Here is a 20,657-nt window from a genome sequence, read left to right as displayed (position 1 = left end):
ATAAAATATGGTTTTCAAAATATCCGGCACTATTACCGATTTTTCCCTATGGGACGATGTTTTTCACCAAAAAGCCACCGCATTCTATAATAAACATCGTGTATATCCCAATATCGTACTTGCTTCCACCGAAACATACCGGAAAATTGACCTTTACGCCCAAATGCACCCCGACCGTCTTGTCAGTCAGGAAGACAATGGAACCATTGAAACCTCCAGCCATCCCTATGAGGGGTTAAGTTGTTTTGTAGGCCCCGGCTATACCCTTGAATTCTGCCAAAATGAGAAACTATCCGTGGGCAAGTTCACCCTGGTTTATGACGAAACCCCGGATTTTGGTGGTGAACCCGTAGAGGATGAGGCCCCGCAAGCCCCCTATGTCTATAAGGCGAGTGCATAGCCGTTTTTATCGTTTGATGATATATTATGAACATTAATGAAGGAGGTTCCCGTACTAGACCCAACCAAAAGATATCTTAGCCGTATTAATGTGGCTTGTCTTTTCCTTTTTTGGGTCTAAACCGGAGAAGTAGGTGATGCCATCTTTATTGAATTTCTTAAAATCTCTTGATTTAGCCACTTGGCTGGCCATTGCAGGGATAGTAATTGCTTTAATAATGCCTTTCATCACTAATAAAGCAAAAAAACCAATGTTCTATCTGTCCGAAGAAGTTATATTAGCCTCACGCAGTCAATCCTACAATGACTTGCATATATTTTGGAAAGAAAAAGAAATTGTTAATGCCAGAAGCATTGAAATTTCATTTTTTAATAAGGGTAAAATCCCCATATTAAAAAGTGATATTTCATCAGATTCTTATATTATCGCTGAATATTCAGAAGAAGTAGAAGACTTACAAATATTGCAAGCGGATATAATATTAAAAAGTCGTCAAGAATTAGACCTCTCGATGGATATTATAAATGAAAAAATTCAAATAGCACTAAATAATGATGAGGCATTTGAAAAGGATGATGGATTTAAAATAAGAATAATTTACACAAGTAAAATTAGAAAACCAAATTGGATTTTACGTGCTAGAATAATTGGAGTAAAGAAAGGAATAAAGAAATCTCTATCCTCACCATTGCCTTTTTATTCTTGGCCGCCTACAGTTTATCCTATACTAGTAGTTTTCCTCGCTTTAACTCATATTCCAAATTATCATATATTCCTATTAATAATTTCTATTCTGGAAATTTTTTTTGTGGGAATTACCACAAAATTACATATTCCCATGTGGGTTATTTATCCAACTAATCTTGCCAATAAAAAAAGGCAAAGAAAGGAGCCCTCAAATGGCTAAAAAGAAATCCGCCACTCCCAAAGCAACCAGCGCCAAATAGACGCATACACATACGAAAATGAAGAAGAATACCAGCGCAAGAATATCCCCCCGGTCGGCTATGCCGCCGATGATATGGCCACTTATTCGGAAACACCCTATGCCCATAATCCCCATATAGACCCGTCCTTACAATGGGCCGGAAAAGCCGATGGAACGTCCTTTTACAGTACCCACTTCCTCTATCCATATCCACGAGTCTATAAAACCCTATAAAATAATCCGCACCGTCCAGGCCCAGGATGACAGCAATCCCGATAGATATGGCATTCGGTGTATCAAGTTCAATGACTTTCTGCGGGAAATGCGGATTACACTATGACAAAATTAATATTTTTATGATTATATGTTTGATAAAAAATATTTTTCAATATATAAAAAAATCCCACAGTAATACTCAATTTATTCTGCATACTTAATAGTTAGTTCATCTTCCAAATCAAAAGTAGTTAAAATTTCTTTTATTCTTTTGAATTTATCTATATGGCTTAAATTACCTTCAATGTACCAGTTTTCATTTACCTGCAATGGGCTTCGCAAGTTATTTTTATTTTCTTTTTTGGTTAAATCAATATCCTCTGCTAAGACAGTAGTGAAAAACATACTCATATTTTTATCCAGTAATTGACGAACAACGTCAGCGTACATTTCAAGGATTGAACTCATTGTCTTTTTTTCGTCGAGAAGTATATAGTAATCAAGTTTCTTACTGGTCGGCTCATCTGCCTGAAATATATTTACTTCCCCTATAGACAGAACTTTTGAAATATCAACATCTGGATATTTCCATATTTTTAGAAACCGTTTTATTGTTAATTCAAACCTTGATTCAAGCTGTTTGATATTCCACTCATTGATTGAAGAAAGAAATTTATTAAGCCACAATCGACTATCACTATATCCATTTTTCGGATAATTTTTCTTTTTTAAAAATGACATATTTCCAAGTTGCCCGTTATTACCAGATAGTGTTAGATTTGAGATTGTATGTAAATATTTTTCTTTAATTGTATCATATTCTTCCCCACTTAAATCATTTCTCCAACTAATATCAGGGTTTTGTGGGAAAATATGTTCTATAGTAATATCGGCATTACCTTGGATTAATACTTTTTCTTTGTTCTCAAAGTTTTCTAGTTTTTCAAATAGATAATGTATTTTTTTTGATTTAATGCTATAAATATCTTTGCCATGCAAGGCTTCGATTATTTCATCGTTGGTTGGAAATTTTTGATCCCCTGATTTTTGCAATAGTGATATTTGAAGTGAATTAACATATTCACTTTTATTTATTTTCTCATACAAATTCATAAAAATCTTGTTCAATGCATTAGGCGGTAATCCTGTAATAAATCGTCTCCACACGAAGGACTGAATTAACTCTAATACATTAATGAATGTTACTTTATTAATTATTTCAGCATCATAATCTTTGTAAACGGAAAGAATGAATGGATAAGTTACTTCACTTTCAAGCTGATTAATATATTTTAATTCTTCTTGAATATCTTTATCTTTTTCAAACTGCGGATTTATTACCTTGTTATAGAAGGTAGACATATTTTTTATATTTTGCAAGTTTTTTTCTAATTCGGTAAATGTAGAAACATCATATTTTTTCTTAAATTCAATATATACCGTATCTTTATTAGGGATTCTTTTGTTTTCGAGTGTAAGAAAATCCCTTATAAAATCCGAGAGTTTATTCTCGTTTTTCGCTATATATTTAGTATGATCTTCGATATATCGCCAATAGGTATTATAAATATACTTCTGTTCATCATATTTAAGTCCCATTAATATATAATTTCGTATTAAATCAGCTTGGGATAATTCTAATCCTGTAGAATTAATACTTTCAAATATTTTTTGCGGATCGTCTTTTCCCCTCTCAAGAGATATTTCAACATAACTTAATTTTGATAATCCGGCAAGAACAACTTCGTAATTATTTTCATTTATTCGGTCCTTGATATAATCAAAATTTCGTATAATATTTGAATATTCATTGTAATCAGTTGATTGATTATCTTCTAATAAAAAACGAAAAGCCCTATCATTATTTTCAGTATTTCTAAGTTTTAATTTTTCTGATGAAGAAGAATATTTATTTATTAAGTATGTTTCATTTATTTCATCAAAAAGAGAATTCTTATTAAGGAATTTTGCAAGTCTATATAATGCCACATATATAAGCATTATTGTCGTTAAGCGCTGTTGCCCGTCAATAATAACAAGTTCTTTTATGTCTGTAGCTGTATAAATACTATCGTGAAGATATACAATACTCCCAATAAAATGAATATCATTATTATTACCTATTGTCATTAAATCATCTAATAATTGTTTGCATTGTTCAATTTTCCAATCATAATTTCTTTGATATACAGGAATAATGAATTGCGTTTTGTTTTGAGAAAGAAAATCTGATATTTTTGATGCATTGGCAACCACTTTTATTCCTCCAATTCTCTGTCTAATGCGCTTTTGAACAGACCTTTAATCAACTTTCCATCCCGTAACCATGAAAAATAATCAGGATAATTTTCCGGTGATAAAAAGTTAAAAAAGTATTTTTGGTTAATACCATCTTTCTTTAATGTTTCGTTAAGCAATTTAAAGTGATCCAGCGCATATTTATACTTTTGCTTATTTTCTTCTGTATCATCGCCATCAGATTTTATCTCAACAACAGAAATATATTCCGATTTATTTTCTTTTAATAAAATAAAAAAATCAGGATTAAATGGATGGGAGTTTGTATGAGTGCCCTTTGTAAAAGAATACTCTATAGAATAAAAACCCATATTTGAAGATTTAATCCAATTGCTAACCTTTTCGGCATTTTCTTGTTTTATAAGTTCTTGAACAAATTCCCTTTCAGGCTTTTTAAAGGTAAATACTAAATCAACAGGCGTTTTTAAATTATATGAATTATCCACTTCAATAAATGCACTTCGTGGTAAAGAAAGGTCGGTAATTATCTCATTAAACGCTATCAAGCTGTCTTCTGATATTATTTCATCACGATAATTATTTGTATAGAAAATGGTAGAACCACCCTTCAAACCCAATACGGAAACATTTTCAACATCTTTGGAAAACGTCTTAATTTCTTCCAGCTTTTCAAAATCTCTGGAAATTCTCAGGCTTTTTGGCTTTTTTCTTAAAAGTGTCCCGAATGTGGAAAATATTATTTGCTTGTTTTGACTGCTTAAAGAATTCCCTTTTAATCCCACTTCTTTCATAGAACGTCTGATATAACTCTCAATGTCAGATTTTTCAGGGAGATTATCACTTGTGTATTCATTTTTGCCCAAATCGAGAATTATACCTTCAAGTCTCCGTTTTTGAAAATCATTATAAACTTGATTTACAATATCTGTTATTAAAAATTGTTCTCTTTCAATTTGATAATTTATCTTCAACTCTTTTCCGTCAATATCAGTATATTTAGCATCATCAGAATAAACATCCTCATGAGAAATTAAATTTGCATAATCCTTGTAAATAAATTTTTCTGTATCCTTGTTAGGTGTTTCTTTAGTATTTTTTATATATTTTATGTTATAGACCGAAAAATGATATTTCGCACGATCACTTTTTTTTAATATACCATTAGAAATTTTCGTTTCCATCTCAAGTATTTCAGCCACAAGTTCTTTTATTCTACTACTCCACTTATCATGGTTATATACAATAACTTCAGAAATAGTAGGATATTCCTTTGGAATACGTAAGCCTCTTCCTAAAACCTGGGCGATAAGCAGTTTTGAATTAAATGCTTTCTCTTCCATAGGTACAATTTGATAAACATTTTTTACATCCCAACCTTCTGTCAACATTGCTACAGATATTATCCATTCAGTATTGTTATCTTTACTGTCAACATATGATAAAAGCGGAATATTTTGTCTATGATCCTTATGAGATGTAACAATAAGAACTTTTCCTTTATACAGTTCTTCCTCCGTCCCCTCTTTTCGGGAAGCCAAAAATTCTACCAGCCTTGTTTGAAGTTGCTTTGCTTCTTTTATGTCCTTCGTAATCAATATAGTAAGAGGTTTTATTTCAGGATAAAGTTGTTTATTCCTTTTGTGATTGAACAATATTTTTTGAAATTTTTCATATTCATTTTGGTCTATATTTTCAACTATATAATCAATTTTTTTTATAAATTTATTTTCTATACCGCTTCTTAAAGAATACCGATACAGACAATCATTAAAATAATCATTATCAATGTATGCTGTCCCTGTAAATCCAATAATGTATTTAAAAGAGTAAGCACTATCGAGTAAGAATTCTTTCCATTTTTTGATGCTCCTATTATCAGTACCATTACCACTTGTCTTATTATATGCATGATGCACTTCATCATTTAATACAAGGCACCGTTCCCCCCTTCCAAAACTAAGGCTATCCATTATTGATGAGCTGTTATTCGTGTAAATAGCGTTTACATTTTCAATACAAATGGAATAATCTTTTATCGTTTCATTGGCATGGATAATTGAAGGGTTAGAACATTTTGAACTTTGAGGTATTGCATTTAATAAAATTTTGTTTGATGAAAGTCCAACGAATTTATTAGTTAATTCTCTTTCAATGGTTAGACTGGGCGGCCCTAAAACAAGAACTTTATCAACTAATCCGATACCTAATGCGATCTGCGCTATCCCATACATTACATAGCTTTTCCCTGTCCCAGTAGCTAAATCAATACTTCCGGAAAGTTTTTTCGGAAGTTGCAGTCTTGCATGATAATCTTCGATAGTTCTATATTTTTCCTGCAAAGATAAATTATCCCGATAATTTTCATTTACTAAATCTTCTATGGATTTATAATTATCAGAAACCAAATAATAAAGGATTGTTTTTATTGCTTCTTTCTGGAAATTTCTATTTTGACAAAGAACATCTAAATACCTATCCCAATCGTTGATAGGATATTTTCTGGGATCATAATTTTTAGAACTTATTTTTAATACAAGCTCTTGTGTATTAAATTGTTTTTTTCCAGTCATTTTATATTGAACACTTCCTTTGCTTCATTACCAAAAATGTCAATATAAATAACAAATACTGATTTACCTGAATTTTCAATCTTCTTGGTCAATACCCCATCTATATTGGTAAATTCATCGCTAAAATAACAATCGGTCATCTTGAAATCCGTACCGTCATAGTTGCTGTCAATAACAACCATGCTTAATGTTTCAAGATTCTCAAAATCGTTACCCTTGGCCTCATCCTTGAAATTAGACTTAAATTCTTTGATGGCAAACACACCCTTCTTAAAACTACTTTTAACCTCAGGCGGCAGGCCAAAATGAAAACCTACCGCGTTTTCTAAATCATTAAGGTTGCGCTTACTTCTTGGCTGATGTATCTTTTCAAATTTTGAATTGTGTAATTCTTGTATTACCTGGTAGGGTATTTTCAAGAAATAGAACCTAGTGTTTTCTATCTGGTGATAATCGCCAATAAAATCAACCGCGTTAATCGGTGCAATGATATAAACCCTGCTGCCGATACTCTTTCCCAGAGCTTTATATAGGCTCTCCAGGAATTCTTCATCAAGATTATGTTCAGACGAATATTCCCAGACAAGAACGGGGTAACCATCTTTCCGCTCACCTTGAAATTCAAATCCTTTCTTTTTTAATTTTTTAGGAGCAACCTCAAATAATTCAAGGACAAATTCAATGTATTTCCCCCGGTCTAACTCCTTCATCTTTGCAAGATCATACATCCCGGTATTAACAGTTACAAAAGTTTTAGCCTCTTTACTGTATTTCTTTTTTGAATTTTCAAGGTTTTTGCTGTCCTGTATTGTTAAAAGTCGCTTCTGGACGGTATAAAAGCTAAATTTGCCAATATCGCAGGTTATCCAGCGACGATTAAGCTTTTCGGCTACTGCAGCAGTAGTCCCACTTCCGGCAAAGAAGTCTAGGACAATATCATCTTCGTTTGATGATGCTTCAATTATTCTTTTTAGCAAGAATTCAGGCTTTTGTGTTGGATAACCGACATTCTCTATTTCAGTATAAGCATATGTCCCAACGGGGAAATCATTAAATTCATTTGCTAAATCTTCTTTACCCATCCAGACATCCCAAGCGGTTTGAGGCCTGTTTGAATTAGCACTTTTTATTGCTTCCTCTTTTGAAAGAGTTGGATCTGTACAAATATAAGTCTTTAAATATGTAGACCCCCCACTGCTTTCTTTACCCCTTGTATAATACCATCCATTTTTATCCTTAACCAGAGCATTAGTAATACGTTTTGAATATCCGATCCGGGGCGGGGGATTAAATATGGAGTTTACTTTTTTATAACAAAAAATCGTCTCATGCGCCTTTGGAAAAATTTTACCGGAACCCATTAAGCCACATACCCATATTATTTCTATGCAAAAAAAATCCGAGAAAATCTCATCCAGTATCACTTTTATATAGTGACTCTTTTTAGCATCAAGGTGGACATAAATACTTCCATCGTTAGCCAGTATTTCTTTTGCAAGGATGAGCCTTTTTCTGAGATATTCAATAAAATCAGAATCCTTGGCTTTATCTGAATATGCTTTCTGACCATCTATACCTTCAAAATCAGAATCAGTTGCAAATGGCGGATCTATGTAAATCAGTTTGACCTTGCTTTTTACTTTGTCTTTAATCAGAGGATCTTCGTTCTTGTAGATAGTCTTAAGGAATTGAAGGTTATCCCCAAATACGATCATGTTACGCCAATCGTCTTTATACTTTTTACGCTTACCATTATAAATTTTCTCAACCTGCAGGGGCACGGCAAAAGTCCCATCCTTATCAGCCAAGAGGTCCTCTTTCCGCATTTTGCCGGCATAACGGAGTTCATACTCTTTCTGGGTTACGGGGAACAGCTTCTCCTTGAAATCATCGGGTATGGTCTCACCCGCTTGGAGCCGTTCTATAATAAATTCTCGTTCTTTTTCCGTTAGACCTTTCATTGTCCTTACCATATGAGAGAAAAGTTTGTTCAAATAGTATATCAGAAACTCGTAGATCGGGCTAGGCGGTGAACAGACGGATGGAAAAATGGCAGTTTTTGTCGATGGTTCTATATTTCCTACAAAATTGTATGAATTTCTCTTATAATTGTATATTACACTTTTTCCCGTCAGTGTTCAGCCCGTTAACATAGCCTGTCCATTAGCAGTGAAGGGGTATTACAGCAGCGGTTTTATTTGTAAGTGCGCCCGGCCATTCATGCGCCGCTTTCTCCGCAAGAACCCGCTTTGTCGGCATTGCGCCCTGCCGTGCCGTATTAGTCCCGTTTGTCAGTCTGTCCATTAGTGGTGAAAGGTCGAGTAAGCGGGGGGCAATTCGGCGGCTCTCCGGTAATACCTGGACCGTCCGCTTCGGTATCCGGTAAGAGGTTACGCCGGAATTCTCTGCTAAAAATTGGCTTTATTCGGTATGTCCGGCTATGAAGTTCATTCGGCACAGTCAAATTTCCTCCCCGGTCTTATTCATAACAAGGTTTATTTTTAGTCCGCAGTCTAGCGCCTCCGCAATCTCCCGCAGTTCCTTTTCAGAAAAATTGTCCCGCTTCATCTTATGGTGTAGATTTGCCGGGGTCTGTCCCAGCCGCCTTGCAAGTTCGGCCTCTGAAATGTTTCCTTGCTTTACCAGCATAATCCGTATTTTTTCCGTCATTCCCATACTTTCAAAATACCATAGTAGGCCCTTACCCGTCAATAAAAAGTAAAAATATTTTATTATTTACTTGACTATGTTTATTAAATAGTATATAATCTTTATTATAACGTATATCAGCAAGGGCATTTTTGCCCTTGCCCCACCTGGCCGTATGGCTGGGCCTAACAACGGCAGTTTATGTTTGCCCTTTCCCTTCGGGGTGTTGTTATGTCTAGCCAAATGCCCTGCTATCAGGTTTTAGCGCAGTTTGCTTTTTATCTGCACAGGCCGGCCCTGGTCTCTACCAGCATTAAAAAGCAAACCGCCCCGGCTCATCTTGTATTATCCGGCTTGCCCTTTGGTCATGGTCTCAAATGCCGCCGCTTTTTCAGAACGGAAGAAGAAGCGGCCCGCTATGTTTCTTATCTCCATACCATTTATGCAAACCGCACCGTCCCCGCTTCTTTTCTTTCACATGGTCAACTTTCTTTGTTTTAGGTACTTTTCCCCCGGCCTTGGCTGTCGGGGGTTATTTCGTTTCTAGGAGTTTTCAGAATGAACAACGCAGATCAAAAGCGGTACTATTCGCCTCAGTTTTCCGGCCTTGCTGCTGTGTCGGTTCGCCGCCTTGCGTGGGCTATGGGTAAGCCCATGCCCGTAGCCGTGGATCTCATGGTCAGGCTCTTGCCCTCCATAGTGGACCCGTCAAAAGTCTGCCTGTCCTGCCGGGACAATACCAAATGTCAGGGCTGCACCTTCCGCAGTGCCATCACCCCGGAAGAAAAAGCCGCATTACTGGCGGCCTTATAGCTCAAACCATCCCCCGCTTGAGCGGGGAAACTTCATAAAAGGAGCAGTTAAAATGAACTACTTTGAAAAATGCCAATCCGTAGAGGAAGCAAAAAAACGCTACCGGGAATTATTAAAGCAGTACCACCCGGATCACGCAGGGCAGGAAGGCGAAGCCGCCACCGTAGAAATAATAAACCAGTTTAATAGTTTCCTAAACGGTTTTATGTCCCATTCGTTTAATTCGTACTATGCAGATAAGGAATGGAAACCCGCCGCCGATGCGGTTACACCCTTTCAGGAAATCTTACAGAAAATCATAAACCTTGATTGTGAAATCGAAATCATAGGCTACTGGATTTACTGCTTTAACTCAAAAGAAATCAGGGAACAACTAAAGGCCCTGGGCTTCTGGTTCTCCGGCAACCGTAAGGCATGGATTTATTCAGGCCGCCCCAAGCGCAATATTTCCAGCCATGAAACCCTTGACGAAATCAGGGCTAAAAAGGGCAGTCAGAAAGTAAGCCGGGAAAAAGAGGAAAAGGACAAAGAGAAACAAGCCTATAAGTTAGCCATGTAAGTAAACCGCCCCCGCCTGTGCGGGGGATATTTCCCCCAAGGAGAACCCCATGAAAATTGAATTTGAAATAGCCGACGAATTGGCGATCATCATCCCCCGCAGTCAGTTACTTATCACCGCCGCCAATCCCGAAACCTACGCCGAGCCAATAGAACGGCTTATGAAACAGCTTGAAAAATGTCCCAAACTTTACAAGACAGACGGCAAGGACGAACATCCCGCAATCTTCCATTACTTCTACGGCGGCACCGATATTTTTATCTGCGAATACGACAAAGAAGATACCATGTTCGGCTATACCATTTTGAATGATGACCTTGAAAATTCAGAATGGGGTTATACCAGCGTTTCCGAAATCTGCCGTATTGCGCCGCTAAATATTGATTATTGGTTTGAAGAACAGACCATCGAGGAAGCCCTTTACAAGCGCAATCCTAACTATTTTAAGAAGCCTAAATCATTGCAAGAATAACAAACATTTCCCCCGGCTTGCGCCGGGGTAATCTCATCATTGAAGGAATTGATCATGTTACTACCAGTTTTCAGCGGGTTGAAATACAGTTATTCTTACGAACCGGAAACCGGACATTATTTGCTTTATGATAGCAACTACAAATTCTATGCTTATTTGCAGGGGGATGATGCCCGGATATTCAGAAAGGAAATTGAGCATATAGACACGCTCCCGGAACCGGAATACAAAACAGGGTTACTTACGGAAAACGCTATCAGTATTTATTTATGAGCAGAAAAAAAAAGCCGCCCGGCTAACGCCGGTCGGCTTTCCTTCGTTTTATGGTTTTGTTTTCAGTATGACCATATTCCCCGATGGTCTTGTTACCAAAAACCCGTCCCGCTTGCGGAACCGGAGAAACAACTCCCCGTATTCCATGCTTTCTGTTGTACCGTCAAATTTCTTGATCTCGATCCCCTTCCGGTTCCCGTGTTGAATTCTTTTAGGGTTCATAAAGATCGCAAAAGGGGTATCATTTTCAACCGCCCCGATCTGCGGCATGATGGAAACCTCGTGATACGGATACAGGTCGAGCTTGCCCGGCATAGCTTCCGTGGGCCGCCTCCATATCGGCCGCCCGTCAGCGTCCTCAATGTTGGCAATATGGTTTAATACCGTTTCATGCAAGAACCAGGCGCAGTCCTTGCGCTCCTCCGCAGGAACCCGGTACACAGCGTCCCGGAAGTCCTTCCACGTCAAGCCGTTTATATCCGCCCCGGCAATTTCAACTTCCTCCGCCCCATCCACCGCCATAGCCCCGGTAAAGGGATCATCATCCGCCAACAGACATTGACGGTCGAACTCCTGTCCGTAGACCTCCGTAAATTCGTCTATGAACATTGCCCCCAGGTCGATAAAAACATCCTCCTCGAATTCATCATACCAGGGGATATACCCGGCAAGGGTGTACGCTTTAAGCTCTACCCGTTGCGCCCCCTGGGGCTTGCTCCCGGTGATCTGCTGCCCGTAAGCGGTAAGCCAGTGAAGCTGAACCCCGCCCCGGTCCCTCGTAGGCAGGAAGATAGAAGGCCCCATCATCGGACGATGACGCACCAGAGGCATCATTACCGATTTTTTGGCAGCGTCCTGCATGATTTCCGTTTCGTAAATCGGATTGATGAGGTATTGATCATTGGTAGAGAGGTTCCCCATCGGTGAGCCGAGAGCCGCCTTCTCATTGACATTCCAACCCTTTTCCCCCCAACTAACATCACGGGGATTAGTCCAGTTATCCGCTTTCAGGTTCGGCGTAAAGGACAGTTCCGCCAAGGCCCCATGATTCCCCGTCCACGCCGCCGCCAACGCCTTACCAAGGCGGTATTGTAATTCCTTCCGGGTCAGTTCACGGGGATTAGCCGCCCGTCCCTTCAGTTCATCCCGCAGACTCTTGACCGTGGCTTTCAAGGCTTCCATTTCCGATGATTCCTGCACCGTGATAGTCTCCATAGTTTTGACTATCCCCTCAAGGATCATTTCCTTTTCCTTGAAGTAAGCCGTTGCGGTTTCCGTGTTGGTAAACCCCGTCAACTCAATTTTCTTCATAGCGGCTAATGCCTTTTTAACCGCTTCCAATTCTTCATTGCCCATAGTTTTACTCCTTATGGTTTTGAATGATGTTTCCCCAAAAGTCAGGGAAACTGGTTTCCTGTTTCTTTTCCGTCATTCCCTTTGCCAGAGCCCAAGGATTAGCCGGAACATTGCACACACTAAATTCAAGAAGCTCCTGTTTCCTGAATATAAGCGTAGTACCGTCCTTACTGTCCTCTTTTGAGGGCAGTTCAATTTCCAGAACCCGGAACCCCACCGACCCGGCCCGGATCACGCCATTCTTGACCCGCTCCCCAATACCCCAGCCGAAAGGATCATAGTCCTTGCCATTAAAGACAATGGAACCATGCAAACCCTTTTCATCGGCGAACACCCCGTCAGCCTTCCCGATAGCCGGAATGTCAAAACAATGCGCCCACTGGATAACCGGATTTTGTAAGTACCGCTTGAAATCCCAGCCAGAGGGATCAATCCGCTCATCATAACGGTCAAGGTCAAAGGTAGAAAAAGTCCAGGCAATAGCATTACTGTTTTCCCCGTCCTGCACGGAAGCCGCAGTTGCTACCGCAAACGGAACCGAGCAGATACATTCCAGCCCCGCAAGCTCCGTAACTCCTCCCTCCCCATTCCTCATTCCCGCTTCACCCCGCAGGAAATCCAGCAGCCCCGCCCGGTTCTGCACCTGAAATTCCCCGCTCTTATTCCTCAGAATCACCATAGACCCCCTTTGTCATAAGTTCCCCGCCTTCTCCGAAGGCGGCCTTCAAAATTTCTTCCGAGCTTATAAGGCCCATATACAACGCAAACAGTAAAAGATGGACAGAATTCTTTATCCCGCACTTCTTGTAAATACGGCTCTTGTAATTCTTCACCGTTTCATAGGTCAAATGTAAAAGCCCGCTAATCTCCTCAGCCGATTTTCCACGGCTCATTAAACAAATCAATTCCCGGTCCTGCATGGTCAATTCCTGCTGTTTAAGCTCACCCAGACGGTAATCCGCAAAATGGCAGGAAGCCCCGGTTTCTTCCAGTTCATCAGGAAAGTAATCCTTCCCCTCAAGCAGTTTGCGGTATCCTTTCAAACAGGATTCAAGACCATCCCGGTAATTCAAATATCCCGCCGCCCCCAGATTGTAAAAACGCTCCACTTCCTCACTTACCACCTTTTCAAAACTAAAGATTGCAAAGCGCACCTTCTTATTTTTCCCCTTCAAAACCGCCATCATATAAGGCGTAGCAATATCTACAAAATTCGATTCAAGAAACACCAGCCGGGCTTGATACCGTTTAATCTTTTCCTTCAAGTCCTCCAAATCAGAAGCAAGCACTATCGGTTCCATACGGGTAAGCTGTTCAACATTTTTGCGTACATATTCTGCAAACGGCACCGAAGTGCTCGCCACAATAATATTATTCGCCATGTCCTTCCCCGGACGTATCACCGGACTGCACGTTTACCGGAACAAGATTCTTGGGCCGGTACCATTTATCTCCCCAGGGCTTAGTTTCCTTTCCCCGCTCTTTCAGAACATCGTTAATCGTTTTTAATCCGGCGTTAATTTCCGCAATATCCCGGTTACTTTGAGCGTCCTCACTCTCCTGCAATTCCGGTATATCGCCCAGATTGAATTTTCCGGTTTCACGCAATCCAAAGCAAATAAAAAATTGAGTTTCCAGAATGTTTTCAAATTGTCGCAGGGTAGGGATAAGCGTATATTGCCAGAAGGCGCTATGCTGTTCCGCCGTATCCTTCCCGGAAAGATTGCTTGATTTATCGTTTATATTGGCAACCCGTGGAGGGATGCCGTACTTTGCTAAAATAGTGTAGAGATTCCAGCGTTTAAGCTCAAATAACTTGACCACTTCCGGGGTAAAGGATAGCGGTTCAAAACTGGTTCCCTTGCCCAGCACCGCAATTTTCCGGTTAGCCTTTACCGCCCCGTATTTGCTTTCCCAGCGCCGCTCTAAAGCGTCAGCTTCCTCCGGCCTTATAGTCTGGTCAGTTTTCAGTATCCCCATCGGGATAGCGTTATTTTTTAGTAATTGGCTGTTTGCTTTATTTGCATAATAATCTTGTTCCAGCTCCAGGGCTAACGCCGCAAGCGGATTAACGCCCCGTATCGGATTCCAGGGGTTCCAATCCCGGAACTGGATCAATTCATCGGTCAGAATAGGTATCAGATCGGTATCAGTCTGATAAAACCACCGCTTCTTTAGTTGGTTAAATGGATCATGTACGCCCCCCGCCGTAACACTTTCATGCCGTACCCGTCTCGGATCAAGAATGTAAATTTCATGCGGTAACCCGCCATCGTAATCCGGCCCAAACCACCAGAACGCTTCACCTTCCAGATACCACCAAGCCGCCGTTTCCTTCCAAAGGTCATAACCGGACATCAGGCGGTTCGGCCTTCGGAACAATTCAAAGAGCGGCCCACTTGTTACATCATTACCCCCTCGGATCAAACCAAATTCCGCACGGGCAATATTGCGGATCAAAATACCCACCGCAATGTTTACCCAGGCTGAATATAAGTATGCACCACTTTCAGACAAAATTGGTAAATTATTTTGAAATTCGTCATCCATCGGATAATCCGGCCTGTCTGCTTTCGTTTGCAATTTTAAGGTTTTTATTCCATTGATAAGCGGGGTAAATAGTTTCATTGCGCTATTACCCCCTGTTGCACATCGGAGAACACCGCATACCGCAGAGCGTCTAAGTAGTGGTCATTGACCTTGATTATTTCCCCCGCCTCATCCCGGCAGTAATCCCATACCTCCGAAAGGACACCAGTACAGCCATCGGCGACAAAAAATTGTCCCCGTTCTATCTTCGCATTGATAAAATCGATCCCGCTTTCAACGCTATTATTTGCCTTAACGCCCCCGGTAATTTCCTGTATCCGCTCCCCGCCAGCCGGATCGCAGTACACCGGAAAACTGAAATTATCAGGCCCCAGATCAAACCAATGCCGGGCGGCCAATTCCTCGTTAAATGATTTAGTGGTCATGTTGAAAGCGCCGTAGTCGGCAATCACATAAATAACCTCATGCACCCAGCCGATTTTTACATTCGTAATATTCAGTCCGAAATCCTGCCCTGCACAAATCCGGTCATAGTCCTTGGGCATATCCGCCGCTTTCAAAATCATGGATTCATCGAACAGTTCGTAGATAACCCCTTCCGCCTTAACCCAGGAGCCATCCCGGAACCGTGCTTTCTGTTTTTCCGGCATGGCCCCCAGCACATCGGAGATATAGTCCTCCGGCAAATGCTCCGCATTATCAGCCGGGTTAAGTATCATCGAGGCGTACAGTTCCGGTTTTACCAGCGGTTCCCCGTTTAGAAACTGCTGCTTGCGAATGAAAATCCTATACGCCCAATGTAAAGGGCTGCCCGGATTGCAGTCGTACAGAAACAAATTCCGGCACCCCGGCACCCGCATAGCCAGCCGGGAATAGGCCGTAGTAACCGAAATATAACTAAGCTGCGAAATCTCGTTAAAATAGATCGTGTTGTACTCATGCCCTAAAATCTTGTCAGCCTGTTCCCGATCCCCCAGACCGCCAATCCAAATCTCCGACCCGTTAAAAAGGGTAATCATGCTTTCATGGGCCAGATAGTTGTAACGGTTAGTCCCAATGGTATTGGTAAGCGCCGGCAAAAGCGTTTCCCGCAGAACGGAACTCCGGGCATCCTTGGCCCGGTAACGGCAAATCAAATGCCGGGAACCCGCAAAACGGATCGCCCGGTAGATGATCACCATCACCAGCACCGTAGTCTTGCCGCTCCGGGAACCGCCAAACAGCAAGATATGTTTCGCGCCGCTTTTAACTAGGCGTAATGCTTGCCGTTGTACCGTAGTGGGCTTAAACACCGTCATAATCAAAGCCCCTCAAAATCCGGCAGAAACGTAATCTGCCCGTTCTTATCGACCTGTCCCTCCGGCTTCTCTTTCCCGGTAGTTAGTCCCGCCGCTTCCCGCTCCGCCCGTATCGCCGTAGAAACCCACTCCGTTACCGCCCCCTGTCCCAGCTCCGCCGGATCCATCAGGTCAAGTTTCTTTTCAACCACCCGCAGCATTTTTCCCGTAATCGCCCGGTGAACCTTCCCCTGTTCCTCAATGGTTTTCCGCAGCTCCGCCTGTTTCAGTTTGTCTACATAGCCGTCATAATCCGCCGCCCGTTCCCGCCACTTGAAGGCCGCCGCCCAGCCCCGCCAAACCCGGTATTTCTTTGCGATAAGCGCGTTATAATTGCAGGGTGGAGTTTTCGCTTCTGGCGAAAACTCCGTAGGCAATTCTGCCTTGCGGAATTGCCCCTCAACCGCCTTGCGGATATTCCGTTCCGGCCCGTAATCACGGAAAGCGCAGAACGCCGCAAACGCCGCCGCACTTTCCCCGGTCAGCCGTTCCCAGCTCTCAAAAGGCATAGCCGCCGCCAAGGCATCTTGATGCCAGACTTCCTCGATGACCTTATTTATGTCCGTCATCATCCGCCCCCATACCTGCCTGCCCGGACGGGGAACCCGCAGAATTGCCGCCTTTCGCAGACCCGTTAATCCACGCCGCAATCTCCGAAGGCCGGAACCGCAAGCCGCCCCCCACCTTGATATAGGGGATCGTGTCCTTCAACACAAACTTGCGGATCGTGCAAACCTTGAATTGGGTAATCCGGGCCACGTCCTGAATCGTCATCAAGTCCTCGATGACGATTATCTTTTCCGCCCAAACTGTTTTTGTTGTTTCCATGTCCCTACTTTCGCGCGGAATTAAAAAACTGGATATTTCACAAAGGTAATATTTTGACGACTTTTTAACGCCAAGGCAAAAAAAAGCCGCCCCCGGTTTCCCAAGGACGGCTCACAGTTCTTTTTTATAAATCCTAGACAGCGCCAGGGGTATGGATGGCGGCGCTATTCTCCGTTACATCACGCTCCCGCCTTTTCCCGTTTACCACATCCGCAATAATCGAGAAGTCCACCCGTTCAAGCCAGGCCATAGGATCGCCCGTTTCAGACGAAGGCACCACCACATTAAGCATCTGGATATTTACCGCCCCGCCCGGCGCTGAAAGCGGTTCCGGTATCTGCGCCGGAGTAGGAGCAGGTTCAAGGGTTGCCGGGTTTTGGTCCATCATCTTTTCCTGCAAGGCTTTCACATCCGTAAACTTAGAGCCATCAAAATGGGTGTAATGCTTTCTCATAGCTTGAGTAGTATGCCCCGTCAGTGCCATTACCTTGTCATCAGATATATTTGCCATCAGGAGGAAGGTGTTGAAGAAATGCCGCCAACTGTGCATATGCAGCCCCCGTTTTGTTTGTACATCACGGGCAATCCCTATCTTTTCAAGTGCCCGGTGGTACTCAATAGTTACACAAGCCCGCGATACCGGCTTAGGAGCATTAGGTCTCCAAACAAAAACAAACCCGTCCCCGTTCTTCGCAATAAGCTCCCGCAGGTCATCTTCGACCCCCTTGGGGATAGGAATATACCGGGGCTTTTTTGTCTTAACATTCCGGTAGCCATAATTATCAAATTGTTTTCTGACATACACATAGCCGTCACACACATACTTGGCTTTCAGCCCCAGCATTTCCCCCAGCCGCATACCCGTACAAGCCGCCAGCTTGTTCAGCACATAGTAAAATTTTTTAGTCCACACATCTTCCCAGTTTTCAGGAAATAGCAGCTTCACCTCTTCCGGGGTAAGGATGGTCATTGCTTCCTGCTCCTCTGTATCATCTTCATCCTCATCTTCTTTTTTGGCCGAGCCGAGCTTTTGTACCACATCAAAAGGGTTGGACGGAATAAGCCGTAACTTCCGGTGAGCGTAAGTAAACATAGTCCTAAAAATGTTGAAAGCAGTATTGGCAGTATTTTTTTTAAAGCCCTTGTCCAGCAAGGAAATGAGCCAGTTATCGATCATGGTATCGGTAATCAGGTCAACACGAGCCTTTTCAAAGTAAGGCAAAATATACTGTTTCAGGGTGTAGTTGGCAGTATCAAGGTATCGCTGGGTAAGTGCGTTCCGGGCGTTTCGGCTCTTGGTATATCGGCAAGTCTCAAAATCCCACCACCCTTGGGCAAACTCCCCAAAGGTCGGTTTTTTCTCTTTTTCCGGCATCAGCTTTCCGGCCTTCAAAAGCTGGTTGCAAAACTCCCTTGCCGCCGTTTTGGTCGTTTTCCCCGTGGAATGACCGCACAGCCGTTTCCCGTTCTCATCATACACCTGATAATAAAAGACCACCCCCGCCGGTGTCTTCCGCTGGTACAGTGAATAAGATTCCCTTACTCGCATGGTTAAACCCCTTTGCGGGTGTTGCAGACATACCTGCATACACCCGCCAAACTAAGATTTAAACCGCCATTCATAGCCGATTTATTTCTTTGTCTGACAAGGATTTACCTAAAAATGACCATTTGCATATTTCACAAAGGTCATTTTTCACTACTTATAATATAATGAATTACGTGATTTCATCGCTATTGGCGGTATCTTGACAGCTTCCAGATACATAGAATATTATGAATTGATAATTTAGACAAAAAAGCAGTGGCAATAATATATTCAAGCGGTTAATAAGGGGGCATGTTATGGGGTATATTATTTTAGCTGTCATCGTTATTTATCTGCTCTACCTCCTTATCAGATACGTTATCATACCTTTGGTGTCCATTATTGCTTCGGCCTCTGCCGGTATCGGGGTTGTCAGCGCTTTTCTTGTCTCCCTTATCAATTATGTAAGATCATGTGTAGCAAACAGAAACCCCTATACAACCTATGTTGATGCCTCTTCCAAAAAACCATTTAAGGAGGCCCGGCGTAGTTATTTTTTTGGGCCTGGGTATCACCAGATCAGCAACATCATTAAAGGCGCATGGTCAAATAACGTTGAAACCTGGGGCAAGGTAAGGAGCTGGGTAAATGGCCTTGGGTCCCCTTGGTACATAAAAATGTTTCCCTGGCTGTTTTTTATTGTTTTCTCAGTTGTCATTTGGGTGTTCGGCAGCCTTTGGACTGCCGTTTTTTCGGCGGTGCATTTTGTTTTTATTTTTGCCTTTATGTGCATCGTATACGCGCTTTTTACGCTGCTCTGGATATCCGACCGCCTTGTCCTGCTTGTCAATTCTATATCTGCCCGCTGCCCTGATTGTAAAGAACGCAGCACTATACCTGCATTTCTGTGCCCATCCTGCGGTACGAAGCATACAAACCTAGTTCCCGGCCCTTATGGAATTTTTTCCACAACCTGTTCCTGCGGCTGCAAGCTGCCCAGCACTTTCCTGAATGGCCGATCCAAACTGGAAGCCATTTGCCCGGACTGCGGGCATGAGCTTGCTTCAAGCAGCGCAAGCCAGTTCGGCATACAGCTTGTCGGGGGCGTAAGCGCCGGGAAAACAACCTTTTTAACATCCTTTTTGCATCTGTACCTTCAAAACCTCAGGAAAAATAATGGCATCGAGATCAAGGCATACCCTCAGGATAGTTTTAATGAATTGGAGAAATGGTTTGCTACCGGTAAAAGCGAATCCACAAATGACATGAATGCCAACATGTACAGTATCGTTTATAAAAGAAGGAATTCTGATTTATCCCACCAACTTTCAATATATGATATTGCCGGCGAAGTATTTGAAAACCAATCGGCAGTTGGGCAGCACCAGTACCACTACTGCGAAGGCATTATTTTCATGGTGGACCCCTTCAGTGTGGCAGGTGTCCGAACCCAGTACGAAAGCGTTCATGGCGGAACACTGCCTATGAACTTTTCCACTTCAAACATCGGCGACGTAATTACAGGCTACATAGAAGAGTTTTCCAAAAAATATACCAAGACAGGAAAAATGAGTGATATTCCTGTCTCAGTGGTAATAACAAAGGCCGATGTGGATATCATCAAAAAACAGATTGGGCTGCCAAAAATCCTGGAAAATTTTAAAAACAATGCTGAACGCTATCACAATAATAAGGACGAAGCCCGGGATTCCATCTGCCGCGAGTATCTGAACAGTATAGGGATGTCCGGTGTGTTGAACAACCTGAAGGCGCAATTCACCAATGTTCATTATTTCCCAATCAGCGCCATGGGGCATGAAAAAAGCGAAAATGATTCCTATGACCCCTGGGGTGTTTTGGAACCTGTTATGTGGATTATAAATCAATATGATGCGAAGCTTACGGAGATTTTGAAATAA

The 20,657-nt window shown here is 41.9% G+C and carries 19 protein-coding genes; 7 read left to right on the top strand and 12 right to left on the bottom strand.

Going from position 1 to position 20,657, the window contains the following annotated elements:
• Positions 1-7: 7 nt before the first annotated feature.
• Positions 8-400 (top strand): hypothetical protein, encoded by a 393-nt coding sequence (locus TREAZ_RS06035; protein ID WP_015710937.1) that lies wholly within the window; start codon positions 8-10, stop codon positions 398-400.
• Positions 401-533: 133 nt separating this feature from the next.
• Complete coding sequence (locus tag TREAZ_RS06030) at positions 534-1,307, top strand: hypothetical protein (RefSeq protein ID WP_148257722.1); 774 nt, start codon at positions 534-536, stop codon at positions 1,305-1,307.
• Between the two features lie 441 nt (positions 1,308-1,748).
• Here the strand turns inward: TREAZ_RS06030 and TREAZ_RS06025 are convergent, their stop codons facing one another.
• The 4 genes from TREAZ_RS06025 to TREAZ_RS06010 all read right to left on the bottom strand — a co-directional run bounded on the left by TREAZ_RS06025 (position 1,749) and on the right by TREAZ_RS06010 (position 9,049).
• Positions 1,749-3,800 (bottom strand): DUF262 domain-containing protein, encoded by a 2,052-nt coding sequence (locus TREAZ_RS06025; protein WP_015710932.1) that lies wholly within the window; start codon positions 3,798-3,800, stop codon positions 1,749-1,751.
• A gap of 2 nt (positions 3,801-3,802) precedes the next feature.
• Positions 3,803-6,373: a DEAD/DEAH box helicase gene (locus TREAZ_RS06020; protein ID WP_015710931.1), complete on the bottom strand. Its 2,571-nt coding sequence runs from the start codon at positions 6,371-6,373 to the stop codon at positions 3,803-3,805.
• Positions 6,370-8,334 (bottom strand): DNA methyltransferase, encoded by a 1,965-nt coding sequence (locus TREAZ_RS06015; RefSeq protein ID WP_015710930.1) that lies wholly within the window; start codon positions 8,332-8,334, stop codon positions 6,370-6,372. The genes TREAZ_RS06020 and TREAZ_RS06015 overlap by 4 nt, the downstream gene beginning before the upstream one ends.
• 499 nt (positions 8,335-8,833) lie before the next feature.
• The gene (locus TREAZ_RS06010) at positions 8,834-9,049 is read right to left on the bottom strand and encodes a helix-turn-helix domain-containing protein (protein WP_015710928.1); all 216 of its coding nucleotides are present in this window, start codon (positions 9,047-9,049) and stop codon (positions 8,834-8,836) included.
• 204 nt (positions 9,050-9,253) lie between these two features.
• Between TREAZ_RS06010 and TREAZ_RS06005 the strand changes: the two genes are divergently transcribed.
• From TREAZ_RS06005 to TREAZ_RS05990, 4 genes are read left to right on the top strand one after another with little or no spacing between them, the layout of a single operon-like run.
• Positions 9,254-9,523 carry a hypothetical protein gene (locus TREAZ_RS06005; protein WP_245535101.1) on the top strand — a complete coding sequence of 90 codons (270 nt, stop codon included), beginning with the start codon at positions 9,254-9,256 and terminating at the stop codon, positions 9,521-9,523.
• Between the two features lie 57 nt (positions 9,524-9,580).
• Entirely contained in the window at positions 9,581-9,835 is a 255-nt protein-coding gene (locus TREAZ_RS06000) for a hypothetical protein (RefSeq protein WP_015710926.1), read from the top strand.
• Between the two features lie 52 nt (positions 9,836-9,887).
• Positions 9,888-10,394: a J domain-containing protein gene (locus TREAZ_RS05995; RefSeq protein WP_015710925.1), complete on the top strand. Its 507-nt coding sequence runs from the start codon at positions 9,888-9,890 to the stop codon at positions 10,392-10,394.
• 49 nt (positions 10,395-10,443) lie between these two features.
• Positions 10,444-10,866: a hypothetical protein gene (locus TREAZ_RS05990; protein ID WP_015710924.1), complete on the top strand. Its 423-nt coding sequence runs from the start codon at positions 10,444-10,446 to the stop codon at positions 10,864-10,866.
• A gap of 321 nt (positions 10,867-11,187) precedes the next feature.
• Here TREAZ_RS05990 and TREAZ_RS05980 read toward each other — a convergent pair whose 3' ends face one another.
• The 8 genes from TREAZ_RS05980 to TREAZ_RS05945 form a co-directional block, all read right to left on the bottom strand.
• Positions 11,188-12,495, bottom strand: a complete 1,308-nt coding sequence (locus tag TREAZ_RS05980) for a phage major capsid protein (protein WP_015710922.1) — start codon at positions 12,493-12,495, stop codon at positions 11,188-11,190.
• A gap of 4 nt (positions 12,496-12,499) precedes the next feature.
• A complete protein-coding gene (locus tag TREAZ_RS05975) occupies positions 12,500-13,174 on the bottom strand; it encodes an HK97 family phage prohead protease (RefSeq protein ID WP_015710921.1) in 675 nt (224 codons plus the stop codon).
• Positions 13,155-13,877 carry a response regulator transcription factor gene (locus TREAZ_RS05970; RefSeq protein ID WP_015710920.1) on the bottom strand — a complete coding sequence of 241 codons (723 nt, stop codon included), beginning with the start codon at positions 13,875-13,877 and terminating at the stop codon, positions 13,155-13,157. Before TREAZ_RS05970 ends, TREAZ_RS05975 begins: the two co-directional genes overlap by 20 nt.
• The gene (locus TREAZ_RS05965) at positions 13,867-15,123 is read right to left on the bottom strand and encodes a phage portal protein (protein ID WP_015710919.1); all 1,257 of its coding nucleotides are present in this window, start codon (positions 15,121-15,123) and stop codon (positions 13,867-13,869) included. Before TREAZ_RS05965 ends, TREAZ_RS05970 begins: the two co-directional genes overlap by 11 nt.
• The gene (locus TREAZ_RS05960; protein WP_015710918.1) at positions 15,120-16,343 is read right to left on the bottom strand and encodes a phage terminase large subunit; all 1,224 of its coding nucleotides are present in this window, start codon (positions 16,341-16,343) and stop codon (positions 15,120-15,122) included. The genes TREAZ_RS05965 and TREAZ_RS05960 overlap by 4 nt, the downstream gene beginning before the upstream one ends.
• Positions 16,344-16,345: 2 nt before the next feature.
• Complete coding sequence (locus tag TREAZ_RS05955; protein WP_245535100.1) at positions 16,346-16,954, bottom strand: hypothetical protein; 609 nt, start codon at positions 16,952-16,954, stop codon at positions 16,346-16,348.
• The gene (locus TREAZ_RS05950; RefSeq protein WP_015710916.1) at positions 16,935-17,210 is read right to left on the bottom strand and encodes a helix-turn-helix domain-containing protein; all 276 of its coding nucleotides are present in this window, start codon (positions 17,208-17,210) and stop codon (positions 16,935-16,937) included. Before TREAZ_RS05950 ends, TREAZ_RS05955 begins: the two co-directional genes overlap by 20 nt.
• A gap of 133 nt (positions 17,211-17,343) precedes the next feature.
• Positions 17,344-18,759, bottom strand: a complete 1,416-nt coding sequence (locus TREAZ_RS05945; protein WP_015710915.1) for a tyrosine-type recombinase/integrase — start codon at positions 18,757-18,759, stop codon at positions 17,344-17,346.
• A 296-nt stretch (positions 18,760-19,055) separates the two neighbouring features.
• Between TREAZ_RS05945 and TREAZ_RS05940 the strand changes: the two genes are divergently transcribed.
• Positions 19,056-20,657, top strand: a complete 1,602-nt coding sequence (locus TREAZ_RS05940; RefSeq protein WP_015710914.1) for a GTPase domain-containing protein — start codon at positions 19,056-19,058, stop codon at positions 20,655-20,657.

Source organism: Leadbettera azotonutricia ZAS-9 (assembly GCF_000214355.1).
GTDB classification, from domain to species: Bacteria; Spirochaetota; Spirochaetia; order Treponematales; family Breznakiellaceae; genus Leadbettera; species Leadbettera azotonutricia.
This window is presented reverse-complemented; position numbering and strand designations above follow the sequence as displayed.